This window comes from Arcicella sp. GW821-FHT09D11, assembly GCF_059416265.1.
Genome location: NZ_JBWKOV010000004.1, coordinates 570,403 through 579,620 on the forward strand (window position 1 = coordinate 570,403; position 9,218 = coordinate 579,620).

The window sequence follows — 9,218 nt, forward strand, 5'->3', positions numbered from 1 at the left end:
GTTTATGAAGTTTAACAAAGATTTTAATAAAAGGTATTAAAGTAAAATTATATAATTTTAAGAAATAATTGTTTAATAAAGGAGTATTTATTCTGTTTTCTATTGCCAAGTACCAAACTTCCCTTGTTGGTAATCTGTATAGGCTTGATAGATTTCCTCTTCGGTATTCATGACAAATGGACCTTGGGCAACCATCGGTTCATTAAAAGGAACGGCATGACCAAGTAATAATACTGAATCGGTATCAGCTACGATTTGAACACCTGTCTCATCATTCATAAATTCTACCAATTGCCTAGCTTTGATTGCCTGTCCATTTACAGTAATCGCACCTTTTATTAAGTAAAAGAATATGTTTCTTTCTTTAGCAATGTCGATAGTTAAGTCAGCAGATGTTTTGAAAGTAATAGTGCTTAAAAAAACATCTGTTTTTGATTCAAAAGCACCTTTATTTTCTCCCCATTTACCCGAAATTAATTTTACGGTTACTTTGTCATCATCCAACCGTATTGTCGGAATTTCGTCTTCTTGTAAGCCTAAATAGAAGGGGCTAGTCATTTTTAATTTAGCGGGTAAGTTTAACCATAACTGCAAAATTTCTAAATCGCCACCTTGTTTCTTGAATGCATCTGAGGATACTTCTGCATGAATTAATCCACTACCAGCCGTCATCCATTGTACGCCTCCGCTATTGATGATACTTTCATGACCACTTGAATCTTTGTGCATTATATCCCCAGCGAGGATAAATGTTACTGTCTCCATCCCTCTGTGTGGATGTGGACCAAACGGTAAACCTCTGTTATTGGCAGGATACTGTTGAAACCCATGATGATTCAAGAAAATAAATGGGTCTACTTGTGCTAAAGTGCTAGTAGGCAAAGGCGAGTAAGTAATTAAATCGGCAATAGGACGATATGCTGCTTGATGAATTTTTTTAATGCTTCTCATGGAAAATCTTTTTTGGTATTGGGGAAATTAATGCTTGGAAAATAGCTTCACTTTTCAATTAACGTGATATTAATTAAAAGAGTTATGCTTTTTTTAATAAAATTAAGACAGGAAGGGAATGATAAGAAGAGAAGCGTTAAAACTTGTCAATAGATTTTAGTTTCTCAGCTCCCTTGTTGGCATTTTAATACAAAGGAACTGAGGGTGTTAGACGAATGTCCTAGTCCCAGAATAGTTTTCTCTGAACTCTTTGGGTGTACATCCATGTTTTTTCTTGAAGATTCTATTAAAATAAGAAAGATTATTATAGCCACATTTAAAGGAAACCTCCGCAATAGACTGTCGGGTATCGATAAGCAAGCGTGAAGCGTGTCCTAACCGAATATCATTTAAGCTATCAATAAAGGTTTTACCAGTTCGTTTTTTAATGAATCTGCTAAAGCTTACAACCGTCATGTTGACAATCTTAGCAATATCTTCCAATGAAATTTCTTTGTCATAATTATTTCTCATATAAACAAAGGCTTTTTCAATTCTACGACTGTCATAGGTAGCATTTTCATTGGCAAAAGTCAGGGTCGTTAGCGTTTTCATGTTTCTGGAAACTGACAAGTCGTGTAGGATAGACATCAATTCCATCACTGAACAAAAACCATTGGTTTGAGCAAGACCTATCAGACGAGGTTTAATTGCTTGTATCGTTTCCTGAGAAAAAGAAATGCCTCTTGCCGAACGTTCCAACATAGAACGTATAAAGCTCATTTGATTCCTTTTTAAGAATTTTTCATCAAATAAATCTCGGTGAAATTGAATGGTAATTTCATTAATATTTTCAGAAATAGATTCATGCGAAAACCAGCCATGGGGCACGTTGGAACCCACCAAAACTAATTCATAACTTGAAATTATTTCGATATTATCGCCAACTACTCTTTTTGCACCATCTGCATTTTCGATAAAGTTTAGCTCAAATTCTTCATGGTAATGTAAAGGGAAGTCAAACTTACTTTTTGTTCTGGCAAAAACCATAAAACAGTCATTAGAAGTAAGCGGGGTGATTTCACGATAAATTTTAGACATTTGGATAATATGGGTTGAAAAAATCAATAGCTTTTGCAATTAAAGTATTATAAGCATAGAGGATGGTTATCCTGTAAATTTGCAATTTTTTGCGGAAAATGCAACAAATTTTGCGGAAATGTATAATAATTAGGGGTTTTCCCTTTGTTTTTAGGAAAATATGAGGGTTATGCAAAACCTAGAAAGTGGAATTTGTATTATAAAAATTGTCCTTCTTAAATAAGTCATGCTTTAGATAGATTTGAAAAAAAACAAAATAAAATTTTACAAATTCAATTTTTATACTTTACATTTGTCTCAAACTTTAGGGGTGCCTTAAATATAACGGGCTGAGATTATACCCTCAAAACCTGAACGGCGTAATTGCTGCGTAGGAAAAAGTAAGGCAGAATTTCTTTTCAGATTCGGTGTACAGATTCAAGCATCGTTTTCAAAATTTCACTGCTTTTCTTGGTTAGCTTAAAAAACGATAGATTGATTTTTTCATTCTGATTTTTTGATGGGTTATAGTTTTTTGTGGATGATTAGGTGTACAACTAACGCTATAAAGATTTACTCCCGAAGCTCACTCATACACGCTTTAATTTCTCCTTGGTTTTCGCTAAAGTCCATTTGTTTTTATTTTAAATAAATACATGGAATGACTGTCTTTATTAACGACCAAATCTTTGAATTTCCTGAAAACCCTCCTTTAATCGAGGTGCTCAATCAGCAAGGCATTGTCGAAATGCGGGGCTTGGCTATTGCTATTAACGAAGAAGTAATTCCTCGTGATAAATGGGGAAGCATCAAACTTAAAAGTAATGACCAATTGATGCTGATTCGGGCTACTCAAGGCGGTTGAAAATTTGGCGTTGTATTTCAAAAGCTTATGAAAAACATGAAGAAAATAGAAAAAACTCCTCATGCTGAAACAATCAGCAGAGCGCCCTTTCCAGCTTCCAAAAAAGTATATGTACAAGGGGAAATTCATGATATTAAAGTCGCAATGCGTGAAATTAGCTTGTCTGATACCCTCGTAAATGGCAAAGTAATTTCTGCCAATGCACCCGTAACGGTATATGATACTAGTGGGCCATTTACAGACCCTAACGTTGACATTGATGTAAGAAAAGGCTTGCCAAGACTGAGACAATCATGGATTTTAGAGCGTGGAGATGTAGAGGAACTCCCTTCCATTACCTCAAACTATGGATTAGAACGTTTAGCCAATCCTGCCCTTGATGCGCTGCGATTTGAATACCTTAAAAAGCCATTGAGAGCAAAAGCTGGACAAAACGTATCGCAATTGCATTATGCCAAAAAAGGCATTATCACGCCAGAAATGGAATATATTGCCATTCGTGAGAATCAGAAAATACAGGAACTTAACACGATTGGGCATCAGCACGAAGGACATAGTTTTGGAGCAAATACTCAAAAAGGATTGATTACTCCTGAGTTTGTGCGTTCAGAAGTAGCCATGGGTAGGGCTGTGATTCCTAATAACATCAACCACCCAGAAAGCGAGCCAATGATTCTTGGGCGTAATTTCTTAGTGAAAATAAATGCCAATATTGGTAATTCTGCTGTATCATCGAATATCGAAGAAGAGGTAGAAAAAACCGTTTGGGCTTGTCGCTGGGGTGCTGATACCATCATGGATTTATCTACAGGTAAAAACATTCATGAAACCCGTGAGTGGATTATTAGAAACTCACCTGTTCCAATTGGTACTGTACCCATTTACCAAGCCCTTGAAAAGGTAGGGGGAAAGGCAGAAGATTTGACTTGGGAAATTTTTAAGGATACCCTCATAGAACAAGCTGAACAAGGCGTTGACTATTTTACGATTCATGCTGGCGTATTGTTGAGGTATGTTCCGATGACGGCGAAAAGAGTAACAGGCATTGTATCGCGTGGAGGAAGTATCATGGCAAAATGGTGTTTAGCACATCACAAAGAAAACTTTCTTTATACGCATTTTGAAGAGATTTGTGAAATCATGAAGGCTTATGATGTAGCGTTTTCTTTAGGTGATGGTCTTCGTCCGGGTAGTATTGCTGATGCTAACGATGCCGCACAATTTGCAGAATTGGAGACACTAGGAGAATTAACCAAAATTGCTTGGAAACACGATGTCCAAACGATTATTGAAGGCCCCGGTCACGTGCCGATGCACTTGATTAAAGAAAATATGGACAAGCAATTGAAAGAATGTCATGAAGCACCTTTCTATACGCTTGGGCCATTAACCACAGATATTGCACCTGCTTACGACCATATTACTTCTGGTATCGGAGCGGCTATGATTGGCTGGTTTGGTTGTGCTATGTTGTGTTATGTAACACCCAAAGAGCATTTGGGCTTACCCAATAAAGAAGATGTAAAAGTAGGGGTGATTACGTATAAGATTGCTGCCCATGCTGCCGACCTTGCCAAAGGGCATTATGGGGCACAAATAAGAGACAATGCTTTGAGCAAAGCACGCTTTGAATTCCGCTGGGAAGACCAATTCAATTTATCACTTGACCCCGATACTGCTCGTGAGTATCATGATGAAACACTACCAGCAGAAGGAGCTAAAATTGCACATTTCTGTTCGATGTGTGGCCCTAACTTCTGTTCAATGAAAATTACCCAAGAAGTACGTGATTATGCTGATAATATGGGCGTTGAAGAACAAGAGGCTTTGGCGAAAGGGATGCAAGAAAGAGCGAAAATCTTTGTAGAGCAAGGGTCGGAGGTCTATATATAATTGTGAATGAGTGATTTAGTGAATGTGTGAATTGTGAGTTCGGGCAATTTGATGAGTGATTTTAATTAATTGGAATGGAAGGCATTGTGAATTGGTGTTTTTTCAAAGATAAAAAGATTAAATTGAGATGGAATAATTATTTAGCTTAGTAAAAGTAAATATTCCTGCTGAATCAAACTTGAAAATCACTCATTCACCATTCACTAATTCGCTAACTAAAATCGCTATGCAAAAAGTAATTCTTTCCAACCCCACTGATTTTGACGGTGAAATATCCATTATCGAACAATTGTTGATGGATGAGTCATTGATTTTTCACCTTAGAAAACCAGAAAAGTCTTTGAAGGAATATGAAGATTTTTTGAGACGCATTCAACCGAAATTTTATCGTAAGATTGTATTGCATTCGCATTATGAGTTGATTAATAAATATAATGTGAAGGGAGTACATTTTACAGAAACATTCAGACAAAGCATAGATGATGCAACTTTGTTCAATTCAGTAAAAATGTTACGCAAGCATAGACTATCTGTAAGCTGTTCATTGCATACATTGAATGCCATTGAAAATTTGAGTTTCAAGGCTGATTACGTTTTTTTAAGTCCGATTCTCAAAAGTATTTCTAAGACTGATTATGTAGGCGTTTTTACCATGGACGAATTACAGTTTTACTTTCATGTTCGGAAAAGTAATACGCCTGTATATGCATTGGGAGGTATTAGAGAAGAAAATAGGGAGTTTTTAGAAAGGATTGGATTTCAGGGATATGTATTGATGGGGTCGGTGTGGGAGAAATATTTTCAAGCAGAATATTAAATGAATAATAGACCTTTTGTGCTGAGTATCGCAGGACTTGATCCAAGTGCTGGGGCAGGTATTTTGGCTGATATTAAAACATTTGAACAACATCAAGTGTATGGATTAGGCGTTTGCACAGCTATTACTTTTCAAAACGAAAATTATTTTGAAGGCGTTAGTTGGCTCGATAATCAGCAAATTGTTCATCAAGGAAAATTACTTTTTGATAAATATCCTATCGATTTTGTTAAGATTGGCTTAGTACAAAGTTTGAAAGATTTAGATGAAATTATTGATACTTTGTTATTGTGTAATCCAGCCATAAAAATTGTTTGGGATCCTATCTTGAAAGCCAGTGCAGGGTTTGATTTTCATGAAGATATCAATCAAATACTATTAGAAAAAATTCTTAAAAAGATTTATCTCATCACTCCCAACTTGCCAGAGCTTCAGTTATTGATAGTAGGAGAGTCATCAGTGGAGCAAAAAGCCTTTGGACTGAGCAAGTTTTGTAATGTTTATTTAAAAGGAGGGCACTCAGACAATGAAATCTGTAAGGATATCCTGTTTACAGGAACCAATACATTTTCTTTTATTGCTGAAAGGATTCCTAATGGAGAAAAACATGGTTCTGGCTGTGTGCTTTCTTCGGCAATTACTGCTAATATTTCAAAAGCATTAAGCCTTGAAGAAGCATGCGAAAATGCCAAACATTATATGAATCAATTTTTAAAGAGTAACCCAAGTTTATTGGGTTATCATTTTCAATCATGACGATTTCTAAATTACATTATATCACCCAAGATTTACCCCATATTTCACATTGGCAACAAGCTCGTTTAGCTTGTGAAGGCGGTGCCGATTGGGTGCAACTTAGGGTGAAAAATCAAGATTTTGAGGCTTGGAAGCAAACTGCTTTACAAACTCAAGAGGTGTGTAAAGCTTTTGGTGCTACTTTGATTATCAACGACAACGTTCAAATAGCGAAAGAAATACAAGCTGATGGCGTGCATTTGGGAAAAACAGATGCTTCGCCAATATTAGCCAGAGAAATTTTAGGAGAGGACTTTATCATTGGAGGAACAGCCAATACTTTTGAAGACCTCGCTTTTTTGCATCAGGCGAAGGTGAATTATATTGGCTTAGGTCCCTTTAGATTTACTAAAACCAAAAAGAACCTAAGTCCGATTTTAGGTTTAGAAAAATATCAAAGTCTTTTGGCATCATGCAAAGCCTCGGGACTTCATTTACCTATCGTAGGAATTGGTGGTGTACAACTGGCAGATGTGGAAGAGATTCTTTTAGCAGGCTTGCATGGCATTGCGGTTTCTTCGGTGATTAATTTGGCTGATAATCCATCAGCAGTAGCAAACAATTTTATGAAGGTTTTAACAGCACAGCTATATGTTAACAATTGCGAATAAAGAATTTTCGTCCCGACTTTTTACAGGTACTGGGAAATTCTCATCACTGGCTTTAATGGAAGAAAGTCTATTAGAATCAGGGTCAGAATTAGTGACAGTTGCTTTAAAAAGGGTACATTTAGCCAAGCAATCAGAGGATATTTTGGGCTATTTACGTAACCCACAGTTTAATTTATTACCCAATACTTCTGGCGTTAGAAATGCCAAAGAGGCTGTTTTTGTAGCACAATTAGCTAGAGAAGCCCTAGAAACCAATTGGTTAAAATTAGAGATACATCCCGACCCTAAATACCTTTTACCCGATGCGATTGAAACCTTGAAAGCGGCGGAAGAATTGGTGAAGCTCGGATTTGTAGTGTTGCCCTACATTCACGCAGACCCTGTGTTATGCAAGCGTTTGGAGGAAGTAGGCGTAGCAGCAGTGATGCCTTTAGGCTCTCCGATTGGCACTAACAAGGGTTTGAAAACGATTGATTTTTTGGAAATTATTATTGAGCAAAGTAACGTGCCAGTAGTAGTGGATGCTGGGATTGGTTCGCCGTCGGATGCGGCAAAAGCAATGGAGATTGGGGCTGATGCAGTATTGGTGAACACAGCAATAGCGGTTTCGGAAAACCCTGTAATGATGGCAAGGGCTTTTAGAATGGCAGTGGAAGCGGGAAGAATGGCATACGAAGCCAGACTTGCCCCTAAAACAAATAATGCAGTAGCCAGCAGTCCTTTAACTGGGTTTCTTCAAATTAGTTAGTGGATGAGCGAGTTAGTGATTTGTTTTAATTGTGAATGAGTGATTTGTGAATGAGTGATTAATTTTAAATAAAAAATAAATTAATTTTTGGGAACTCATTCAGTGTGAATCGCCTTTCCAATCACTCAATCACTCAATCACTCAATCACTCAATCACTCAATCACTCAATCACTCAATCACTCAATCACTCAATCACTCAATAAATATGCATTCCTTTCAACATCTTTTTCAGCAATATAATTGGGCGGAAGTTCAGCAGAGTATTCTTGCTAAAACGGCTGATGATGTGCGTCGAGCTTTTAATACTTCTCGCAGAACTTTAGAAGATTTCAAGGCTTTGATTTCTCCTGCGGCCATGCCTTTTTTAGAATCAATGGCTCTAGTTAGTCAGCAATTGACCCAAAAACGCTTTGGTAAAACTATCCAAATGTATGTTCCGTTGTATCTTTCTAACGAATGTCAAAATATTTGTACCTATTGTGGTTTTAGTTTTGATAATAAAATCAAACGTAAAACATTGACTGATGAAGAGATTCTAGCAGAAGTGGCGGTGCTAAAAGCCATGAAATATGAACATGTGTTGTTGGTAACAGGCGAAGCAAATCAAACGGTAGGAGTGAGCTATTTGAAAAATGTTATCAAATTAATTCGCCCATATTTCTCGCATATTTCAATGGAAGTACAGCCTCTGGATGAAACAGATTATACGGAGCTAATCGCCGAAGGGCTCAATACAGTATTGGTTTATCAAGAAACTTATCATCAAGAAGACTATAAAATACATCATCCTAAAGGAAAAAAATCTAATTTTGAATACCGAATACAAACACCCGACCGTTTGGGTAAAGCAGGTATTCATAAAATGGGATTGGGGGTATTAATAGGATTAGAAGATTGGAGAACAGATTCTTTCTTTACGGCATTACACCTTGATTACCTTGAAAAACAATATTGGCAAACGAAATATTCTATTTCTTTCCCAAGGTTACGACCTTTTTCGGGTGGACTTGAACCAAAAGTCGTGATGTCTGATGCTGAGTTGGTGCAATTAATTTGTGCCTATAGAATTTTTAAAGAAGAAGTAGAACTTTCAATTTCGACAAGAGAGAACGAAATTTTTAGAAATAACATTATTAAATTGGGTATCACTGCGATGAGTGCTGGGTCAAAGACTAATCCGGGTGGATATATTGTCGAGCCAGAATCATTAGAGCAATTTGAAATTAGTGATGAAAGGAGCCCAGCAGTAATTGCTAAAATGATTGAACAACAAGGATATGAGCCTGTTTGGAAAGATTGGGATACGGCTTTACATTTAGTGAATGAGTGATTTGTGATTGAGTGATTAATTTTAAATAAAAAATAAATGATTTTTGGGGAACTCATTTAATCTAAATCGCATTTCCAATCACTCAATCACTCAATCACTCAATCACTCAATCACTCAATCACTCAATCACTCAATCACTCAATCACTC

Annotated in this window: 9 protein-coding genes and 1 riboswitch; of the genes, 7 read left to right on the forward strand and 2 right to left on the reverse strand. The window is 36.7% G+C overall.

Features of this window, described 5'->3' with window-relative positions:
• Positions 1-99 precede the first annotated feature (99 nt).
• On the reverse strand, positions 100-951 hold the full coding sequence (locus tag AC07N0_RS15170) for a pirin family protein (protein WP_494589829.1): 852 nt from the start codon (positions 949-951) through the stop codon (positions 100-102).
• Positions 952-1,158: 207 nt separating this feature from the next.
• The gene (locus AC07N0_RS15175) at positions 1,159-2,031 is read right to left on the reverse strand and encodes an AraC family transcriptional regulator (RefSeq protein WP_492799097.1); all 873 of its coding nucleotides are present in this window, start codon (positions 2,029-2,031) and stop codon (positions 1,159-1,161) included.
• Between the two features lie 296 nt (positions 2,032-2,327).
• A riboswitch (TPP riboswitch) is annotated at positions 2,328-2,425 on the forward strand.
• A gap of 246 nt (positions 2,426-2,671) precedes the next feature.
• On the opposite strand from AC07N0_RS15175, the gene thiS reads away from it, so the two are divergent.
• The 7 genes from thiS (at position 2,672) to thiH (ending at position 9,070) form a co-directional block, all read left to right on the forward strand.
• Positions 2,672-2,875: a sulfur carrier protein ThiS gene (gene thiS, locus AC07N0_RS15180; protein WP_494589830.1), complete on the forward strand. Its 204-nt coding sequence runs from the start codon at positions 2,672-2,674 to the stop codon at positions 2,873-2,875.
• A gap of 36 nt (positions 2,876-2,911) precedes the next feature.
• Positions 2,912-4,768 carry a phosphomethylpyrimidine synthase ThiC gene (gene thiC, locus AC07N0_RS15185; protein ID WP_494589831.1) on the forward strand — a complete coding sequence of 619 codons (1,857 nt, stop codon included), beginning with the start codon at positions 2,912-2,914 and terminating at the stop codon, positions 4,766-4,768.
• A 226-nt stretch (positions 4,769-4,994) separates the two neighbouring features.
• A complete protein-coding gene (locus AC07N0_RS15190; RefSeq protein WP_494589832.1) occupies positions 4,995-5,585 on the forward strand; it encodes a thiamine phosphate synthase in 591 nt (196 codons plus the stop codon).
• Entirely contained in the window at positions 5,586-6,341 is a 756-nt protein-coding gene (locus tag AC07N0_RS15195) for a hydroxymethylpyrimidine/phosphomethylpyrimidine kinase (RefSeq protein ID WP_494589833.1), read from the forward strand.
• Entirely contained in the window at positions 6,338-6,991 is a 654-nt protein-coding gene (locus AC07N0_RS15200) for a thiamine phosphate synthase (protein WP_494589834.1), read from the forward strand. The genes AC07N0_RS15195 and AC07N0_RS15200 overlap by 4 nt, the downstream gene beginning before the upstream one ends.
• A complete protein-coding gene (locus tag AC07N0_RS15205; protein ID WP_494589836.1) occupies positions 6,972-7,739 on the forward strand; it encodes a thiazole synthase in 768 nt (255 codons plus the stop codon). The genes AC07N0_RS15200 and AC07N0_RS15205 overlap by 20 nt, the downstream gene beginning before the upstream one ends.
• Before the next feature lie 206 nt (positions 7,740-7,945).
• On the forward strand, positions 7,946-9,070 hold the full coding sequence (gene thiH / locus AC07N0_RS15210) for a 2-iminoacetate synthase ThiH (protein ID WP_494589837.1): 1,125 nt from the start codon (positions 7,946-7,948) through the stop codon (positions 9,068-9,070).
• Positions 9,071-9,218 lie beyond the last annotated feature (148 nt).